This is a genomic window from Oceaniserpentilla sp. 4NH20-0058, assembly GCF_040371755.1.
Taxonomy (GTDB): domain Bacteria; phylum Pseudomonadota; class Gammaproteobacteria; order Pseudomonadales; family Oceanobacteraceae; genus Bermanella.
In genome coordinates this window covers 194,959-215,459 of sequence record NZ_BAABWE010000004.1, presented here as the reverse complement: position 1 = coordinate 215,459, position 20,501 = coordinate 194,959, and the positions used below count along the sequence as shown (strand labels likewise).

General features: G+C 36.1%; 13 protein-coding genes. 5 read left to right on the top strand and 8 right to left on the bottom strand.

Annotation, left to right across the window (positions count from 1 at the left end):
• Positions 1 to 213 precede the first annotated feature (213 nt).
• Positions 214 to 1,299, top strand: coding sequence for a hypothetical protein (locus tag ABWV45_RS07635; protein WP_353350306.1), 1,086 nt, complete (start codon positions 214 to 216; stop codon positions 1,297 to 1,299).
• Between the two features lies 1 nt (position 1,300).
• Here the strand turns inward: ABWV45_RS07635 and ABWV45_RS07630 are convergent, their stop codons facing one another.
• Both ABWV45_RS07630 and ABWV45_RS07625 read right to left on the bottom strand, forming a co-directional pair.
• Entirely contained in the window at positions 1,301 to 2,260 is a 960-nt protein-coding gene (locus ABWV45_RS07630) for a helix-turn-helix domain-containing protein (protein WP_353350304.1), read from the bottom strand.
• Between the two features lie 482 nt (positions 2,261 to 2,742).
• Positions 2,743 to 6,180, bottom strand: a complete 3,438-nt coding sequence (locus tag ABWV45_RS07625) for a methyl-accepting chemotaxis protein (protein ID WP_353350302.1) — start codon at positions 6,178 to 6,180, stop codon at positions 2,743 to 2,745.
• Between the two features lie 345 nt (positions 6,181 to 6,525).
• Here ABWV45_RS07625 and ilvD point away from each other — a divergent pair, with 345 nt between their 5' ends.
• A complete protein-coding gene (ilvD, locus tag ABWV45_RS07620; protein WP_353350300.1) occupies positions 6,526 to 8,367 on the top strand; it encodes a dihydroxy-acid dehydratase in 1,842 nt (613 codons plus the stop codon).
• A gap of 55 nt (positions 8,368 to 8,422) precedes the next feature.
• Here ilvD and ABWV45_RS07615 read toward each other — a convergent pair whose 3' ends face one another.
• The gene (locus ABWV45_RS07615; protein WP_353350298.1) at positions 8,423 to 9,199 is read right to left on the bottom strand and encodes a hypothetical protein; all 777 of its coding nucleotides are present in this window, start codon (positions 9,197 to 9,199) and stop codon (positions 8,423 to 8,425) included.
• Between the two features lie 362 nt (positions 9,200 to 9,561).
• Here ABWV45_RS07615 and ABWV45_RS07610 point away from each other — a divergent pair, with 362 nt between their 5' ends.
• From ABWV45_RS07610 to ABWV45_RS07600, 3 genes are all read left to right on the top strand, one after another.
• Positions 9,562 to 11,904, top strand: a complete 2,343-nt coding sequence (locus ABWV45_RS07610; protein WP_353350296.1) for a 7TM diverse intracellular signaling domain-containing protein — start codon at positions 9,562 to 9,564, stop codon at positions 11,902 to 11,904.
• A gap of 78 nt (positions 11,905 to 11,982) precedes the next feature.
• Positions 11,983 to 14,313: a 7TM diverse intracellular signaling domain-containing protein gene (locus tag ABWV45_RS07605; protein WP_353350294.1), complete on the top strand. Its 2,331-nt coding sequence runs from the start codon at positions 11,983 to 11,985 to the stop codon at positions 14,311 to 14,313.
• Between the two features lie 54 nt (positions 14,314 to 14,367).
• Positions 14,368 to 15,108 (top strand): hypothetical protein, encoded by a 741-nt coding sequence (locus ABWV45_RS07600; protein WP_353350292.1) that lies wholly within the window; start codon positions 14,368 to 14,370, stop codon positions 15,106 to 15,108.
• Positions 15,109 to 15,208: 100 nt separating this feature from the next.
• Here ABWV45_RS07600 and ABWV45_RS07595 read toward each other — a convergent pair whose 3' ends face one another.
• The 5 genes from ABWV45_RS07595 to ABWV45_RS07575 form a co-directional block, all read right to left on the bottom strand.
• The gene (locus tag ABWV45_RS07595) at positions 15,209 to 17,203 is read right to left on the bottom strand and encodes a DUF748 domain-containing protein (RefSeq protein ID WP_353350290.1); all 1,995 of its coding nucleotides are present in this window, start codon (positions 17,201 to 17,203) and stop codon (positions 15,209 to 15,211) included.
• Between the two features lie 194 nt (positions 17,204 to 17,397).
• Entirely contained in the window at positions 17,398 to 17,904 is a 507-nt protein-coding gene (locus ABWV45_RS07590) for a dihydrofolate reductase (RefSeq protein WP_353350288.1), read from the bottom strand.
• A 15-nt stretch (positions 17,905 to 17,919) separates the two neighbouring features.
• Complete coding sequence (locus ABWV45_RS07585) at positions 17,920 to 18,771, bottom strand: thymidylate synthase (RefSeq protein ID WP_353350286.1); 852 nt, start codon at positions 18,769 to 18,771, stop codon at positions 17,920 to 17,922.
• Entirely contained in the window at positions 18,771 to 19,577 is an 807-nt protein-coding gene (gene lgt / locus ABWV45_RS07580) for a prolipoprotein diacylglyceryl transferase (RefSeq protein WP_353350284.1), read from the bottom strand. Before lgt ends, ABWV45_RS07585 begins: the two co-directional genes overlap by 1 nt.
• 34 nt (positions 19,578 to 19,611) lie before the next feature.
• The gene (locus tag ABWV45_RS07575) at positions 19,612 to 20,403 is read right to left on the bottom strand and encodes a sulfite exporter TauE/SafE family protein (protein WP_353350282.1); all 792 of its coding nucleotides are present in this window, start codon (positions 20,401 to 20,403) and stop codon (positions 19,612 to 19,614) included.
• Between the last annotated feature and the right edge of the window lie 98 nt (positions 20,404 to 20,501).

The window sequence follows — 20,501 nt, the reverse complement described above, 5'->3', positions numbered from 1 at the left end:
GTGAATTCGAAAAATAATTTACTTGTCCAAATAGTCAATTTCAAATAGCAAATAACTCAATATGGATTAATGTTTAATATATTCATTTAATGTAAATAATATGCGCATTAAGCTAAACAACCAATAAAGTATACTTTTTTTCTTATATTGCATTTTTCGGATATCTAACGACTAACAACCTCCTAAGATCAAGAATAATCAAGGAGATATTCCATGCATAATATTTGCTATATTGGCTCATCCTACCCAAATTATTTAAACAGTTACCCTATTGACTCTCTGTATTTTGTTCATCTAGATCATTTAGAGCCAATGAAGCACGTTCTGGAAATAGCCCATGTAATTATTTTAAATGGCAATGCTTTTAGTGAAAATTCATTATCTAACGCCAGCTTATTGCGAAGCCAACACAATCGTTCCAATCAAGTTTGGATTTATATTGTGAATGAGCAGGTAAATGAAACTATAGAAGAGTGTTATACAGAAGGCTTCGATAATGCAATTAGCTTAATAAGCCATGAAGTTTACCATTCTATCTTACGAGCAGAGGTACTATTTGAACAGCGCAAACAATCAGAAGTGCAATTGATACTAGCACAAAAAACTGCGCAAACCGCATTAATGAATAGTAGTGAATTAGGCTCCTTAATTAAATTACTTACTGATATTATTAAAGTTAAAAATCCCGCGTCCTTAGCGTTTGCCCTTATACATTGGTTTAGACAACATGGATTATGTGTTTGCCTGCAACTACGCGGTAATCAAAAACGCTATGAATTTTCAAGCAATGATATTATTCGCCCAATAGAATCTGAATTATTAAACAAAGGCGAATCAGGAGATAGAATCGTAAAAATTGGTAAGCGCTATTTGTTTAACGAAACCCATTTATCCATTCTAATCAAAAATATGCCTATAAATGAGCCTGAATTTCTAGGACGCTTGAATGATCACATTGCCACTATATGTCACAGTTGTGAATCAGCCATAGACAACGTACTAAACGAAAACCCTGACGAAGAAAGTTTTAATACAGTTGAATTAAGTAAAATTAAATCCAATATTACTGATTTAAACCAAGAGGTATTTGATTATATTATTAGTGTACGGGGTCGATTAGGAAAGCTAATGAAGGTCATGCATGCCGACTTTAGTCGCCTTGAGTTAACAGATGAACATCAAGAAATCCTTAGATCAGTGATCTCTGAATATTCATCCAATATGGAAGAAATTGACGAAATGAATTTTGATATTGAAACTAAAATCACTCGTTTTGAGCAAAACATTCAAAAAATTTAGATCATAGTGACTTTTTTGAGCATCTTCCTTGTGTTTCGATAGGTAATTCGCCAAATAAAATCTTATACTGGCTAGCAAAGCGACTTAAATGAATAAAACTATGCTTCATAGCGATTTCAGTTATGGTCATTGACTTCCCATATTTTAATATATCGAGTCGTACATTTTTTAACTTACAAACTATAAAAAACCGATAAGGGGTAATATTTAGCTCACTATTAAACAACCAATATAGTGTTCTTTTTGGTACACCTGCCTCTTGGGATAAAAAATCAACATCATACTCCCATTCTGGATTAGCCAATATATAACTGACGGCTCGTTCGAGCTTTTCATTATTTATATATGGGGATGCATTTTTAAGACTATTATCATTTTGAATCGAATCAATGATATCTAATCGTACTTTCTTTAGTAACTCTAATGCACTAAACATATCCTTACAAAACGTACATGCGTAAACAAAATTTTGAATCGCTCCCCTAATGGACTGAACTTGCTCTAATGATAGGACGGAATTTCGGCGCATAATAGATGAAAACACCTGATTATGATAATCATTAGCAGGTAAACGAAGTATGATGTGACCACACTCCGCAGAATATTTCATATTTAATTCAACATTCGGTGGAATAAAAAAAACTTCGTGCCCGACTAGTGGCTCTGAATATGGATTAATTTGAATACTTGCTTTTCCTGCCAAAGGAATAACAAAGCAAAATACATTATCTTGCAAACAATGCACTTCAACGTCTATACCATAGCGAAAACAACTCACTTGGATTTCATTAGTCTCTGCACCTGCAATATAACCATTTAAACTCATACCACAACCAACATACCTAATATTAATGTGCACATCTTGAGTGTACTCATCAATAGCTTTCAGTAGCAACTTCGTATTCTTGCCCAAATGACTAGAAAACATAGCCATTGGATACGTTTCTTGGGTATGAACCATACTTATTTTTTACTTACTATTATTGTTATAATTGTCCATTTTTTGGATTGTCTTTATAGCACGGCGGTTCAATCTTAGGATATCCGAAAAATGCAACAAAGCGGAAATAAAATTTAAATTTAATCTACTAGATGTATTTAGATAGAAGCACGGCTTATTTATAAACTATCTGAAAGATTTTAATGAATATTTTGTTAACCCGCTACTATTGACCAAGATCATATAAAACTATAATAGCCGCGTGATAAGTTAAGTAATTTTAATTTTTAGAAAAATATTTACTAATGAATTGAATTCACGACTTAAATAACCATGTCACTAACTTAATTTAATCAATGATAATTTTATCTGGATAAGCTTATATTCTTGATATTAGAAACCATTCGAACAAGTAAAGAATGTCAGCACTAGGTATAATCGTTCCCTAATGCTTATTAGATAGGAGTGCTATATGCTTTCGAATAATTGGTGATAAATTCTTATTAAGCACTATTTTTCGTTTTAAAAAATCCTAATATTTGTTGCATTTTTTTCGCTTGCTCAGCCATAGCCTCACTGGCTGCAGCTGCTTGCTCAACCAGTGCCGCATTTTGTTGCGTCATGCTATCCATCTGAGAAACCGCTACATTAACTTGATTAATACCTGCAGTTTGCTCTACCGCACCTTCTGAAATATTACGAACAACACTATCCACATTATTCACAGCATCTAAAATTTCTTTAAGTGTGCTGCCAGACTTATTGACTAATTGCGCTCCATCCGTCACTTTGTCTACGCTATCTCTGATGAGATCTTTAATCTCTTTAGCCGCTCCCGCACTACGTTGAGCAAGGCTTCTCACCTCACCGGCAACAACCGCAAACCCTTTACCTTGCTCTCCTGCTCTCGCTGCTTCAACTGCTGCATTAAGGGCTAATAAATTTGTTTGAAAAGCGATTTCATCAATCACGCCTATAATATCGGCAATTTTTTTGCTCGAAGCGTTAATTCCTTCCATGGCACTCACCGCTTTATCAACAACAGCACCACCTTGTTCAGCCCTAGATTGAGCTAATGAAGCTAGACCGGCAGCTTGTTTGGCCCCCTCTTCACTTTGTTTTACATTCGCTGTCATTTCTTCCATGCTAGCTGCTGTTTCTTCTAAACTTGAGGCTTGTTCTTCAGTTCTTTGGCTTAAATTTGCATTACCCTGAGCCAATTCATCTGCCCCACTATGTACTGCTGTAGATGATCTTAGAACCTCTCCAATTACCTCCGTTAATTTATCCACCGTTTGATTGGTATCATCTTTTAACTGAGAAAATAATCCCTCATAATGGCCTTCGATTTTTTGTGTTAAGTCGCCATTTGCTAATGAGCTAAGTACACGAACAACATCACTAATGGCAATATCTGTTGTCTCTGATAGTTTATTCAAGCCAAATGCCAGTTTTTCAAAGAAGCCTTGCTTCCCTTCTAAGTTCATGCGTGCGCTGTAATCTCCGCGACTTGCCGCATCAATCATAGTATTTACTTCTGATTCCACTTTTACCTCTTGAGTACGGTCATTCCACTCTACAACCGTACCAATGCGTTCACCTGAATCACTGCTAATTGGATTAGCAGTAAGAGAGAATGTACGCCCGCCTATTTCTATTTCTGTTTGATAAGTTTTATTCAGTTTTGCTAGCATTGATCTTTGGTGGCTCGGATCTTTATGGTAAATATCTATACTATTTCCCATAATTTTATCAGCATTAAAATTCGGTAAAGCCGTTTGTAAATCGGATTCAACCTCATGCATCATATCCGTTACGGCTTGGTTCATGTATATGACGTTATTGTCTGCATCCCCAATCATCACATTTGTCGAACATGCATCTAAGGCTTGTTTAATTCTGGCGTTCTCGTTAGCGATTCGTTGCGCTTCATTTTGGCGTTTTAGCTCTTCTGTTACGTCATTCCATTCCACTACTGTGCCAATACGATTATGCTGTTCATCGTTAATTGGATTAGCCACAAGGGTAAATGTTCGCCCCCCAATGACCACTTTAGTGCGATAGGTATCATTAAGTGCTGCTAACATTGAACGCTGATGATTTGGATTTTTATGGAAGATATCAACATTACTATTGAGTACACCTTTGACATTAAAACTTGGAAGATCTTTTTTAATGTCTTGCTCTGCATCTTTTAACATTTCATTTACGGATTCATTCATATACACAATATCATGGTCTTGATTCGCAATCATGATATTGGTTGAACAAGCATCTAACGCTTGTTTAATACGCCCATAAACGATGGCCTCATCTTGTGCTTTTTTCATTAATAAATTGGATTCTTCTGCACTTTTTTCTAACGCTTGAGATTGAGTTTTTTGATCTTTTTGCATTTCATCCAGTTGTTCAACGGTTTCATTCATACCTTTTGCTAATGCGGCCATATCACCGTTGTATTGTTTTTCTAAACGCATAGTAAAGTCATTTTTAGCGACACCTTCTAGAACGTTTTTAGCCTCTCCAAAGCAATCCCCCAATGATTGTAATAATTGATTGACACCATTGGCCGCTTGACCTACTTCATCTTTAGTTGAATTTTTTACACGAATAGAAAAATCGCCCGTGGATGTAATTTTATTAAGTACCTTAGATAATTCTGAAATGGGTGACGATAACGCCTTACCTAGTATGTACGCCACTACCAGCAGAATTATTAAAGCAATTACAACCACCATTAATACAATATTTTGCAACTTGCTTACCGGAGCCAAAGCTTCAGCTACATCTATTTCTGCGAGTATTGCCCAGTTGAGTCCTAATACACTCATTGGCGCATACGCGCTGAATACAGGATTGCCATTATAATCAATGACCATTTGTTCACCGCTTTTTCCATCGAGCGCTTTTTCTATGACAGGGGTTTTAACTGCACCCAGTTCTGGGTTTCTAAAAGAGTTAACAACAGAGTGATTTACAGGGTCTAAATAGGAATCTGAGCGCATTAGGTGATCTGGCCCCACTAGATAGGTTTCTCCTGATTCACCCATTCCCGAACGATCAGTCATCATTTTATTGATTTCAGCGATTGGCATTTGAAAAATAAGTACGCCAATTTTTTCTTCACCATCATAAACTGGGCTAGCAATAAAACTCGCGGGTGCTTGATAAGACGGATAATATAATTGGTAATCAGAAAGTGCGGTTTCGCCTTTATTTAAATCCTTCGCGGCCACTTTAAACACATCAGCAAAGTTCGTATTGGCATACGGCCCACTCATTAATGATGTAGCAAAATCCAGTTCTTTATATACGCTATAAATAATATTACCCGTTTTAACATCAACTAAAAAAATATCGTAATAAGCAAATTTCTGTAGAAATTCCCTTATTTCAGGGTGATAACGCTGATGAATGGCATGGTAACTAGCTGAGCCAACCCCTCGCGGCAGCGCATCTTTTGCACCTAACGGGTTAGGATTATCGCTAATATAGGCCTGTTGCAGTGCTAGCGTGGTTGGTGTCAGTTTTTCTATTACTTTATTTGCATTTGCTGGCACTTTATTTTGTGATTTAAATTCTGTTGCAAAGTCATTTTGATAATATTGTGAAACAGAATTTTTAGCTTGGGCTAGGCTGTATTCTTTAGATTGTTCAATATAGCGGTTATAACCCCGAATGAAATTTGATGTCGCATCAGAAATTGTTTGCTGCTGGGACATCACGCTGATTTGATCCGATATCCGGTTAAAATATCGCTCTATGGCACTTTTCCGAGCATCCCTAACGGCAAGCAAACTATTGTGAGCCTCTTTTTCTAACAGCTCAGATGCCTCATTACTTGCTATGCCACCAATAATAATGGCTGGTAAAAGCCCCATAACCACTAAGACCAATACCAGTTTTTTGGTCATGGGCATATTTAAAAACCAAGAAAACATACTCCCTCCATGGGAATTACTACGCATATAATTTTTAGAATAGCAGCATAATTTATATTTTCTGGTAGATTTAAAATTTAGTGCCAACTCAAGGAAAATGGCTTTATATAGTGCACACAAATTCAAAGCTCACGTAGATGACTAGACTATGCGCAATCCCCTATATGAGCTGGCTTTAAACCACTTCACGCCTTAATTAGACTACCTGCTACACGTTAATCCTCTAAAATGATATCTCTATAGCCCCCAGCAGTAAGATTATGTCAATCGCATATACTCCCTACACCTTGCATTTGATATACTGCGTGCCACTTTTTGTTAGTCACCCTCACTGAGAGAGTCAACATGCCTGAATATCGCAGCAAAACCTCCACCGGCGGCCGTAATATGGCCGGAGCCCGTGCCCTTTGGCGTGCAACGGGTATGAAAGACGATGACTTTTCTAAACCAATTATTGCCGTTGCCAACAGCTTTACACAGTTTGTACCCGGTCACGTACACCTGAAAGACATGGGTCAATTAGTTGCCCGTGAGATTGAAAAAGCCGGCGGTGTGGCTAAAGAATTCAATACCATCGCAGTAGATGACGGCATCGCTATGGGTCACGACGGCATGCTATACAGCCTACCTAGCCGTGAACTCATTGCTGACTCAGTGGAATACATGGTTAATGCACACTGTGCCGATGCCATCGTTTGTATCTCTAACTGCGATAAAATCACCCCGGGAATGCTGTTGGCATCTTTGCGCTTGAATATCCCTGTGATCTTTGTATCTGGCGGCCCAATGGAAGCCGGTAAAACCAAGCTTTCTGAGCACAAGTTAGACTTGGTTGACGCCATGGTTATCGCCGCTGACGACTCAGCCAGCGATGAAAAAGTGGCCGAGTATGAACGCAGTGCCTGCCCTACCTGTGGCTCTTGCTCTGGCATGTTCACCGCCAACTCGATGAACTGCCTAACCGAAGCACTAGGGCTGTCATTACCGGGCAATGGCTCAACACTGGCTACCCATGCTGACCGTGAAAACTTGTTTCTAGAAGCTGGCCGCTTAATCGTGAAAAATGCTAAGCGTTATTATGAAGAAAATGACGAATCCGTTTTACCGCGCTCTATTGCTAACTTCAAAGCATTCGAAAATGCCATGACACTAGACATCGTAATGGGTGGTTCAACTAACACTATTCTTCACTTATTAGCCGCTGCACAAGAAGGTGAAGTGGACTTTGACCTTAAGGACATCGACCGTTTATCACGGGTAGTGCCTCAGCTGTGTAAAGTAGCGCCTAACTCTCCGCTTTATCACATGGAAGACGTACACCGTGCTGGTGGCATCATGGGGATTTTAGGTGAAATTGATCGTGCAGGTTTATTACACAACGATTTACCAACGGTTCACTCCAAAACCATGAAAGAAGCCTTAGATAAATGGGACATCATGCGCAACCCAAGTGAAGAGGTTATGGAGTTCTTCCGTGCAGGACCTGCTGGTATTCCAACACAAACAGCGTTTAGCCAAAGCACTCGCTACCCTACTGTGGATGGCGACCGTGAAAATGGCTGCATCCGTTCACTAGAACATGCATATTCAAAAGAAGGTGGCTTAGCCGTACTGTACGGCAATATTGCCCTTGATGGCTGTGTAGTTAAAACCGCTGGTGTAGATGAGTCAATCCATGTATTCCAAGGTAAGGCAAAAATCTTTGAAAGCCAAGACGATGCCGTTAAGGGAATTTTAGCTGATGAAGTGGTTGCAGGGGATATCGTAATCATTCGTTACGAAGGCCCTAAAGGCGGCCCAGGTATGCAAGAAATGCTATACCCTACCTCATATCTAAAATCTAAAGGTTTAGGTAAAGATTGCGCCCTATTAACAGATGGCCGTTTTTCCGGTGGTACCTCCGGCCTCTCTATTGGTCACTGCTCTCCTGAAGCCGCATCTGGTGGAGCCATTGGTCTACTGCAAGATGGCGACATCATTAATATCGACATTCCAAACCGCGCCATCAATGTCGATTTAAGCGCAGAGGAATTATCTGTTCGTCGTCAAGAGCAAGATAAGAAAGGCTGGAAACCAGTGGCAGAACGCCCACGTAAAGTGAGCCGAGCCCTTAAGGTATATGCTAAGTTTGCAACAAGTGCCGACAAAGGTGCTGTACGCGATAATGCGCTGCTAGATGCAGAGTGACATTAACATAAAACTTGAGCCGCTTACTTGAGAAAGTAAGCGGCTTTTTTTTGAGTTACTTGGCATAAATAGGCCCACCACTTAAACCAAGCTCCACTGGCATCGCAATATCATCCTCAGAAGGCCTATTACCCTCTTCAGATAAAGCAAGAGTGACCATATCCTGTGAATATATAAGCACACCTTCTAACACATCCCCGATACCAGGCAGCGCAACGGTTAACGGGTTAAACACCCCATACATTGTATCGCTTGCACCAATACACTCCATATTCTCAAAACTATAAACAGAGCCCGGTTGCCATAAAGGCAAATTGCATACACTGGGGAGCGTACTCAAGGCATAAGCCCCTGCAGAACTATTCACATGGCGAGCTATATCCGTTACTAATAAATCAATACGATCAAACTGGAACTCACTACTTGCAATGGAATAATCCGCCTCAACCTGATCAGCATAATCGTAATCGTTGTAGCCGCCATCACACTTTGTATTATCAAGGTAGATAGCCGTTTTCATTGTTATGCTAGCATCGGTAAACTCAATGAGCTCCAGCAGGCTATCATCATGAAAGCCATCACCATCACCATCGATTGCTGTGCAAATTGGGTTAACTTCTTGTTCAGACAAAAATGAATAGCGCCCACTAGGAATACGCGCAAATACTTCGAGATAGCGACTAGATGTCATATTGACACCTTCTACCCGCATAGACCAAAAGCGATCATCATTGGGATTAGGAATTACTTGATGTTCATGTCCAAACTCTAGGCACCCTGTAGAAGTCAATGCCGTCATCACCCACAATATAGTGCTCTTCCTAAACAACATGCTTACCACCAAAATACTGCATCCTTAAAAACAGTATAGTGGTGAGAATTCGAAATATTCTTTATTAAGACAAATGTTTCATATTGAAAACCTAATCTGACAGAACAAGAAAGCATAAGAAGGTATAAGAATAAGAAAGCTAAGCATTATATTAAAAATAAATTAAATGAAGCACTTCTAACCCGCTGAATAATTTCATAACCTTCTAACTAGGTATCGTTATAAGGATAAAATCACATAGGCTGTAGAAACAATAACGAATAAAAACTATGCACATATGACGTATGGTAAAGCCATTAACATGGGCTAATCTTTATAGATGAACTGCCTATATGGCTCTATTGAGTTGATTTGGAATACACATGCCAATACTGGTCGTAATATTAGCGAGTATAGTGAGCTACAACACTTTAGCAGCTCCTATTACTATGCTTGAGCCAGGAACAAATTATAATTTCGTAAATGAAGTAGAATATATCCTAGATGACACCCATAAACTAACAATTGAAGACATCAGAAAGAGGAAAAACTGGACGCCAATAACAAGTGTAAACATAAATTTTAGTTTAATTACAGATACCTTATGGCTAAATCTTAAAGTAAAAGCCAAACAAGATGGCGACTGGTATTTGAAAACCCCCTATCCTCTACTAGATTACTACTCAAATTTTAGCTTTATTAACAATCAGCCATTAGACCCAATACATACAGGGGACAAACTGCCTTTCAATAGTCGTTTGATTAGGCACCCATACTATGTATTCCCATATAAATTAAAAGAAAACGATTTACTTGATATTTATTTAAAAGTTAATACAAAGGGCGCAGCAGAAGTACCCCTACATTTTTTGGAAAAAAAATCATATAAATTAGAGGAGCGACTCCGCACATTTTTACTTGGATGGATGAATGGAATATTAGTTGTAATGATGCTTTACAATTTCTCTATCTATTTTTTCATTAAACAAAAAATTTACCTAACCTATGTATTTAACGTTGGCTTCTACATAATGGGAACCGCTATGTATAACGGCACAGCGTTTCAACATCTGTGGCCTAACAAACCTGACCTTAACGAATATCTATACCCAACTTTTCTTGCCTGTTATCATTTTTTTAATATCTTATTTATCGTTATGATATTAAATACCAATAATCGTAATAAATTTATTAAATATTATTTCATGGTAATATTAATAGCAACGTTCTCACTCATTCCTTTATCATTTATTCTTCCTTATGAAATAATTATTCCTATAGAAGTTATTATCGCATTGATACTAAATTTTTCAGCATTTTTACTGGGAGCATTTTATTCAATTAAAGGAGAGAGAATTGCTCAGTTTTTTACCATTGCTTGGGGTTTATATATTTTAGGATTACTAATAGCTAACTTGAGAGTCCTTGGTATATTACAAGCTAATTGGTTTACATTATATGTATATCAAATAGGTGCATTTATACAAGTTTCGGTTTTATCAATTGCTCTGGCGCAAAGAATAGAAAAACAAAGACAACAAAGCATTAACACACTAAATAAATATAAAAACTTATACAATACAAGTCTATCAGGTCAATTCACCCTAAATAAAAGAGGGGTAATTATTGATGCAAACCCAGCATTTACTAAAATGTTAGATTATGACAATACAGAAGAGATTCTAAATAGATCTAAAGAAAACCATAGGGAGTATTTTCACGAAAATGAATCTACTCCTAAATCAATATTTAAAAACATGTATGAAAAAGGCTACATTATTGATTTAGAAGTACAACTAAAAAACAAAAACGGGGAATTAATTTGGTTTTCTGTATCGGTAAAATCAGTAAGAAATAATAAAGGCGACATTATTTCTTACCAAGGTTCTGCCATAAACATTCAAGAAAGAAAACAAAATGAAGAAAATAAAAAACGAGCAATGAGAGAAAGAATGCTAGCAATGGAACATTTAGTAGTTGGTATATGCCATGAAATAAACACACCTTTAGGAGTAAGCAAAACAGCCATAAGTCAGCTTAAAGACGATTTCAAATTTTTAACTGACAGTTTTGAAAATAACGAATTAACTAAATCAATTTTTTCACAAAGGCTAGAATTTGAATATGAGGCAATTGAAATAATAAACAATAATCTTGAGAAAATAAACCAACTTATCAGTGAATTTAAAGAGGTTTCAGTATTACAAAAAGGATACAAATACCAAGAAAGTTCAATCAATATAATTTTAGAAGAAATTGAACTTGTACTTAGCAAAATGATTGGAAAAGAAAATGTGATAATAATATGTGAAGAAAATATTCCATTCAAAGGCTACCCACGGGCAATTACAGATATGCTTACAAATCTATATACAAACAGTGTCATCCACGGATTTGAAGAACAGGAAGGAGTTATAAAAATACTAGCATCAACTGATAAAGACAGCATAACAATAAAAGTAAAAGATAACGGCATTGGAATTGATAGTCGTCGAATACGCGATATATTCAATCCGTTTTACACCTCAAAAAGAGGGAATAAAGGAAGTATTGGACTCGGGTTATTTCAAGTATTCAATATTGTTACTCAAATCCTAGATGGGAACATTGAAGTTGAAAACACCCATCCTGGAGTAGAGTTCACCATTACATTCCCAGTTAGCATTACAAGAGTCGAAGACAGGGGAGGTCAAAAAGAAGAGCACAATCTGAAACTAATAAACTAACCCCACTACACATGAATGGTAAACACAGTGATTTATACTAACATTATTAATAGATCCGTAATAAATTTAGGCCTTTAAATGCCATTATTGGTATTTTTAATAACATTAACTTTTAACATCAATGCAAACTCAGCACCCATTATTCCGCTGGAAAACAACCATGTCTATTATTTAGTAGAGGAAGTAGATTATCTACTTGATCCAAACAATTCACTAAAATATGAAGATGTAAAATCAAGTTCATTATGGAAAGGAATTGAATCTGATATTATTAATTTTAGTTTCATAAAGAACACTTTATGGCTTAGATTCCATCTACTTGCACAAGATAATGGAAAATGGATACTCAAAATACCTTTTCCACTGTTAGATCATATATCTGTCTTCAGCACATTAAACGAAAAAACATTACCCACTATTACTACTGGTGACGCACATGTTTTTTCAACCCGCCCAATAGATCATCCACATTTTTTATTCCCATATGAATTAACTAAAGGTGATGATTTAGAAATAATAATCAAGATTAGGACAACTGGAGCAACTGAAGTCCCAATTTATTTTGTCAGTGAATCAGAATCAGAATTAGACTATGAAATAATGACGTTTTTGCATGGATGGATGAACGGAATATTAGTTGTCATGATATTCTATAATTTTGTCATATATATTTTAACAAAGGATAGTATTTATCTTAGTTATTCATTTGCTGTTATCTCATATTTATTAATGTTTGCATCCTATAACGGCACTGGTTTTCAATATTTATGGCATGACTACCCTGAAATAAACTCCCCAATTTTCGCGTTCATAAATGGTTTCTATCAGTTATCAAACTGTATTTTTATAATTATGTTTTTAAAAATATTCACGAATAAATCTTGGTTAATACATATATTTAAACCTCTACTTTATGCATTTATTGTCTTACTACCTTTATCTTTTATCGCTCCGTATCAAGTTATTATGTTGATATATATAATACTTTCTATTGTATTAAATATAAGTGGTTTGATTGCTGGCATATATTATTCATTAAAAGGTGATAAATCGGCTATATATTTTACACTAGCATGGTGTCTATTAATCATCAGTATCATGATTGGGAATCTTAGAGGACTCGGACTACTACCTGTTAACTGGATAACTCTATACTCCTATCAGATAGGTGTATTCATAGAGGTGGTTGTTCTTTCTATTGCATTAGCCCAAAGAATAGAAAATGATAGAATTATAAGTATTTTAAACTTAAAGAAATATGAAGATTTATATAGAACAACTCTTTCAGGTCAATTCACACTCGACAAAAATGGAGTAATTAATAGCGCCAATCCATCTTTTTGTAAAATGCTAGGGTATAACAATGAAAAAGAAGTAATTGCACTATCAGAGAAAGAGAATGGACGATATTTTCATATAGACAAAAACCTTCCTGATAAATTATTTTCCATGTTAAAAAAAGTACAGAAGACATTTGATATGGAGCTTAAGTTAAAAACCAAAAATGGACAAGAAAAATGGTTCTCGTCATCCATACAATCAATAAAAGACAATAAAGGAAACATTATTGCCTATGAAGGATCACTAATAGATATACACGAAAGAAAAGAAAATGAAGACATAAATAAACGATCACTTCAAGAAAGAATGATGACGATGGAGCATTTAATTGTAGGCATCTGCCACGAAATAAACACTCCTGTCGGCGTAAGCAACACAGCGATATACCATTTAAAAGAAAACCTAGACACTCTTAACGACTCATTCACTAGCGGAACATTAACTAAATCCGCATTCACAAAAGAAATCAAATACGAAAAAGAAACTGCAGAATTAGTAGAAGAAAATTTAGAAAAAATAAATGACTTAATTCGTAAATTCAAAGAAATATCTGTACTCCAAAAAGGTTATAAATATGAAGCAGGGAGCTTATGTGAAATAATCGAAAATCAACTACCTTTACTTCACAAAAAAATTCACCCAGATAATATTAAAATTGAATGTAAAAAACCACTCGATTTCATAGGATACCCAAAGGCATTAATTGATATAATTAATCAAATAATCACTAATTGCATTCAACATGGATATGAAAACAAAGATGAAGTAAATATATTTATTAAAGCAAGTAGCTCAAAAGATAGAATTGAACTAAAAATTGGGGATGACGGAAAAGGCATTAAAATAGAAAATATAAGAAACATTTTTAATCCTTTCTACACAACCGAAAAAGAAAATAACGGAAGTATTGGATTAGGCCTCTATCAAGTTTACAACATTATTTCACAATTAATGGATGGAACAATAGAGGTTAAAAATACAAATCCAGGAACTGAATTCACCATTAACTTCCCTATTCATGTGAAACAGAAGAATGAAAAAATCAAAAACACCATAGATTCATTTTAATCTAGAAAATTAAAAACATGCAATTAAAAAATTTTGAACACAAGGTCCATTAGAATGAAAAAGAAATATTATATTGTAATGGAAGCAATCATACTATCCATACTAATTTCTATTAGCAGCTCGTCAAATGCTGTTCCAGATAACTTCTTTTTTGTTTTTCAGTCTATATATAAATCAAAAGTCACTTCAAATAAGGTAAATAACTATTTTGGGGATTTTGAAAACATTGTTAATCAGCCTGTTACATTTTCGAGCAATTCTGATTTTGATGATATAAAATCCACAATAGAGCACAATAAAATTGATCTATTGCTATGGGGCTATTCCAAAAAAATTGATAAATACCTAAATATTAAAGGATTTCATACCGTTGCCATATCACCAATTACTGTCAACATATATAAGTATGGAAATCACCCTTCTGCTGACAACAATCAGCTTGAAATTGCTGTTCTTAAAGACTCTGCAGCCCATTATTCAGCAAAAAAATATTTCAAGGACAGTCAAATTCCTGTGAAGTTTATTTTCTTTAATAATTACTTTGATTTACTTAAATCTTGCTTTAAAAAAGAAGTCGATTTAGTCGCAGCGGCTCCCTCTTTTTTAATACCACAACCAGATTCTGTTCAAGCATTGTTCAAAGTCCACCAAAAACTTCCCGTTTTTGCCAAAGTTGCAGTATGGGTAAAGGAATCTAACCATAAAAGTAAAAGTGAATTAATTTTCAATTACTTTGAATCTAAAGAGTTAATTTTAAGCAATATAATAGGCACTGAAAAGTTCAATAGACCTTAGTTAATCCGATTTCAAGATCTCAACGTAAACGGTATGGGCGTGATACCAGTGATCACATGCCCATGACTCAAGTACCTCAATTCATTATGAGTTAGACACTTTAAAAGCCCAATTGAATTTCTGATTTATCTGAAAGTTCGGGCTTACACAGCACCACTCTTTTTGATAATTCAGAATCATAATTTACTATTTCCTTCTTAATTAAATTAGCCTTAGAAAGTGCTAAATCCTGCCAATTCTCAGCTAATTCTTGTGTTTTCTTGATATGCGTACACACATATAATTGAAGCTCAGTTTTTTGTTGCAAAATTTTTGATATTTTTTCTATATAAACCAGTTGATCTTTTGTTAATTGATCATGTACTAATTCAATGGGTTCTAGTTTTATAGTAAATGGGTTTAACCCTGCGTAATCGACAATATCAATGACTAATGTATAGGGGAAAAAAGATTGGAGGAGATAACTTGTAGCGGCTTCTTTAAGAGCTCTTTTACTTAAAATCGCAATTAAATCGTTTAAGCCAAAATCTGGATCTTGTATATCTCCTTTAATTGGAATATCTAATATTATATTATTTTTATCATCCTTTAATAGAGATAAGGCCGTTTCAATAGGCATTGAAATTTTCTTACTAACTCGTTCAACTGTATCAGCATCCGAAGGCTCCATTTTACTATTAAGAACAACAACTTTTGCATTTCCACTTAGTTTATCTTCTTTGACATTCAGCTTTAAATCAAAATTTAAAAGCCCTTGACTAGCATGATAACCTAACATCTTTTCAAGATACCCGTTTAACATTAGCAAGTTGAATTCAGTTATATTTAAGTTAGTTTCACTATTCATTTTTTGTAAATTTAAAATAGAATTTAATTCTAATTTACTATATTCATCAAAGCTAATATTTAAATATACACTTGTACTCTCATTTTTATTCGTTATATTTTCTATCACTAAATCTTTAATATCTGACTTTATGTTTACTTTTGGAGAAAGGTTATCATTAATAAAAATTAGATTAGATTCTTGTTTGTTTGACTTCCTTATTTTTGTTACATGAAAGTTTATAGGTTCCGCTATATCTTTTTTATCATCTACCTCTAAATCATCATTGTGGATGATCTCTGTTTTTTTAGCCAACAACATTGGTTTATCATGTTCATCCATTTCAACTTTAATTCTTAAACCATCAAATACATTTTCTTCACTTGAAATATTTCGTCCATCAACCTTCAATTTATTAATGATATATTTATCTAAATACAATTTATGGTCATTTACATTTAATTTTGATATTTCCAGAATATCTATATTTTGAGTTGCAGGGTCTATATTCACGCCGTTAAAACTAACAGAATCAAGCAGTACCTTGTTATTCAAAATGAGAGTATCAATATCTAATAGTTGAATATTACCTGTCCATCTAGGCTGACTATATAAATCACTAATGTCACCTGATATCAATAATTTACTAGGTTTATTTAATAATATCGTTTTATTTGAATCTGCCAGTTCGTTAATTGAAATATCAACACTTAAGGTTAGTCCTTCGGCTTTACTTAGCTTATTGATTTTAATGTTATTAATATCAATTGCGGTGTGTATTTGCTCATTACCAAAAGTAAATCTAATGCCATTAAGATCCGCTTTATTAACAGAAAATTCCCATGGGGTTGATTCCTTCACATCCGCTTTTTCAGGTGCCATATTAGGATCATCAACCATAGGAATCTGTAAACCTAGTACTTCTATTTGTCCTTTTACTATTTTTAAATCAACTTGGCTTCCAGCAAATTCTAATTTTTCTATATTAATTTGATTATCAAATAACCCTAAAATTTCTAAGTCCAATTCAAATAATTCAAAATTCATACTAGAATTTGAATAATTAAATGTCACATCCTGAATAATGATTGAGCCAGCCCATGGGTTAATATTCAAAGATTCAACGTCTAACGAATAATCGTTTCCTTGCTTTCCATACCAGTTTTGCACCCCTTTTATTGCAGCAAAAGGAATCAGCCATTCAATACTTACAACCCATATAACAATAATTACAAAAAGGATTTTTAAACCCTTATTTAAAAACAACATATTTCAATCACCAATTTTTTTACAATTATATTCAACAAACATAAGCTCTATTAGTATAAGTATTTAAAAGCTCACGCTGCAGTTGCGCTGACACCATTAGTATCAAGTTGCGGGGTATTATATGACACAAGAAAATGTGTTTTTTGACGACTTTCGCTTAAAAGCCATATTGGTCATGGCTTTTATCTATAAAGTTACAGAGCTTTATCGTATACGACAAAACTATAATCATAGGGATTTTCTTCACTAGCCATATAATCCGCTCGCTGAACTTCACGCCAATTAGAAAAATCCACCTCTGGAAAATAAGCATCCCCATTTACGTTTGCGTGTACCTGTGTCAAATATAATCGGTCCGCTATAGGCAAGCACAACTCATAAATGGTGGCACCACCAATAATCATGATTTCATCGACACCGTTGATTTCATTCACGGCTTGCGCCACTTCGATAGCGGCCTCTAGACTTGTGACCACCTTTACACCTTCGACAGAAAACTCTGGGTTACTACTGATCACAATATTTGTTCTGTTCGGTAATGGGCGACCAATGCTTTCATAGGTTTTACGACCCATGATAATAGCTTTACCCGTTGTGCAGGCTTTAAAATATTTTAAATCTTCAGGTAGATGCCATGGCAATTGATTATCAATACCTACAACCATATTTTTTGCGTAGGCAGCAATTAAGGCTATTTTCATTATATAACTCTTATCTTAAACACTAAATGGATAGGCTATGGCATCATGATGCTTGTAATCTTCTACGCTAAAGTCGTCCATAGTAACCCACGTTTCAAGGTCTTCTAGGGATTTGATATCTGGATTAATGATTAACTTTGGCGAAGGATATGGCTCACGCTTAATTTGCACATCACGCATGAGTTCAAGTTGGTCTTCATAAATATGTGCATTAACAATCTTATGGTATGCCGTTCCTGCTTTATGCCCAGTAATTTGCGCCATAATGGCCAAAAAGAAAAAAACCTGCACTTGATTGAAGTTCAAGCCTAATGGCACATCGCACGAACGTTGATAGCTAGTAAGATACAAGGTGTCCCCTAGCAATGAAAAATTATGGGTATGCATGCACGGACGTAAACAGCCCATGTGGAATTCACCAGGATTATAGAACGACATGATTTCACCACGATCATCAATACCCTGTTTAAGGTCATTCACAATTTTGCGTAATTGATCAACAAAACCACCATCCGGTTTAATCCAACTACGACCTTGTACACCGTAAACACGGCCCATGTCATCATCACCTTTGCGGTGAGGATTATTCAGCCAAGCTTCATTTAAATTGGCATTGGCATCCCAAGTTTTTGCGCCTAATTTACGAAAGTCTGCTGCATTATCATAACCACGAATGTAACCTAAAAACTCTGCGATGGCTGCTTTGTAAAAACTTTTACGAGTGGTAATCAGTGGAAATTCATTTTTATCCACACGATACTGCAAGTCAGCATCAATCACCGTCAAGCAACGCTTACCTGTGCGTTCGTTTTCAACCCAGACACCATCATCAATGATGCGACGGCACAATTCTAAATACTGTTTCATTACGCACCCTTCTTTTGTGCCAAATTAGCATGGTTTTTATAACCAAGGTAAATGATAGCCGCACCAAATAGTATCATAGGCACACATAGTAATTGACCTCGAGTCATCCACCCTAGTAAATCAAATCCAATATGATTATCCGGTTCACGCACAAATTCCACACTGAATCGGAACACGCCATAACCCACTAAAAATAAACCACTCACTGCCATAGTTGGGCGCGGCTTACGACTATATAACCAAAGAATTAAAAATAGCACCAAGCCTTCTAAAAAGGCTTCGTATAATTGACTTGGGTGACGTGGCAATGGCCCTCCCTTTGGAAATACCATAGCCCACTGCACATCAGAAACACGACCCCAAAGTTCACCACCAATAAAGTTACCAATACGGCCTGTTAATAAACCAATTGGAACCATTGGCGCACCAAAGTCAGTAATAGAATAAAACGTTTTGTTGAAACGGCGACCAAACAAAAACACCGCTACTAACACACCCAGTAAACCACCATGGAACGACATACCGCCCTCCCATATTGCAAATAACCAAAGCGGGTCATCCAAAAATTTAGGAAAATTATAAAACAATACATAACCAAATCGTCCACCCAGCACCACGCCCATGGCAGAGTAAAATATTAAGTCGCCAACTTGGTCTTTATTCCAGCCTGAATTAGGCAAGTTAGCGCGGCGCACCATTAACAGATACGCTAATGAAAAACCCACTAAGTACATCAGTCCATACCAATGAATACTTAAAGGGCCAATGCTTATAGCAACTGGATCAATTTGGGGGTAAGTCAGCATATTTATTCCGTTATTATTCTTACAAATTCAGATTCTACAAATTGGCCGTTAAAAATTTAACCGCCACAAACACTAACATGATGGCAAATAATCGTTTCAGTTTTTCGGCACTTAACCGATGGGCCAATTTAGCCCCCAAACGAGCACATGGGACACTGGTGATCACAATACCCAATAACGCAGGCCAGTAAACATACCCAATGGATTCTTGTGGCAGTAAAGGATTACTCCAACCAACCGCCATATTCGACAACGCCCCAACCAAAGCAATTGGAAAACCACACGCAGCAGCTGTCGCAACACTGCGCTGCATCGGATGATTACACCAAGTTAAAAACGGCACGGTTAAAGAGCCACCACCAATACCAAACAACGCCGATGCCCAGCCAATCCCTGCACCTGCCGAACCTAGCCCAACAGGGCCAGGTAGAGAGCGAGTTGGTTTTGGTTTTAAGCCTAACCCCATTTGTGCAGCCATCATTAATGCTGAAATACCAATGACAATTTGTAGTCCTGCTCCGCTTAAGGAGTCGGCTGTTAAAACTCCTAACACAGCGCCTACTAAAATCCCTAGGCTAAGCATTTTTACGATGGACCAATCCACTGCTTTCTTCTGGTGATGAGTGCGTACTGAGCTCAACGAGGTAAAAACAATACTGGCAAGGGATGTGGCCACCGCCATATGAGTCAACACATCATTTGAAAAACCAAGGCTTTCAAAGGTGATCACCAGCACCGGCACAATCACCATTCCACCACCAATACCAAATAAACCCGCCAGCAAACCTGCAAAAGCGCCAACAGCCAAGTAGGTCAAAATTAACATATAAGCTTCAATTGAAAAAATGGGTGAGCATTATGAATGCTATTATGGCTAAGGGCCAGTTTCAAACGGATACATTACTGGCTAATTTTAAGATCATA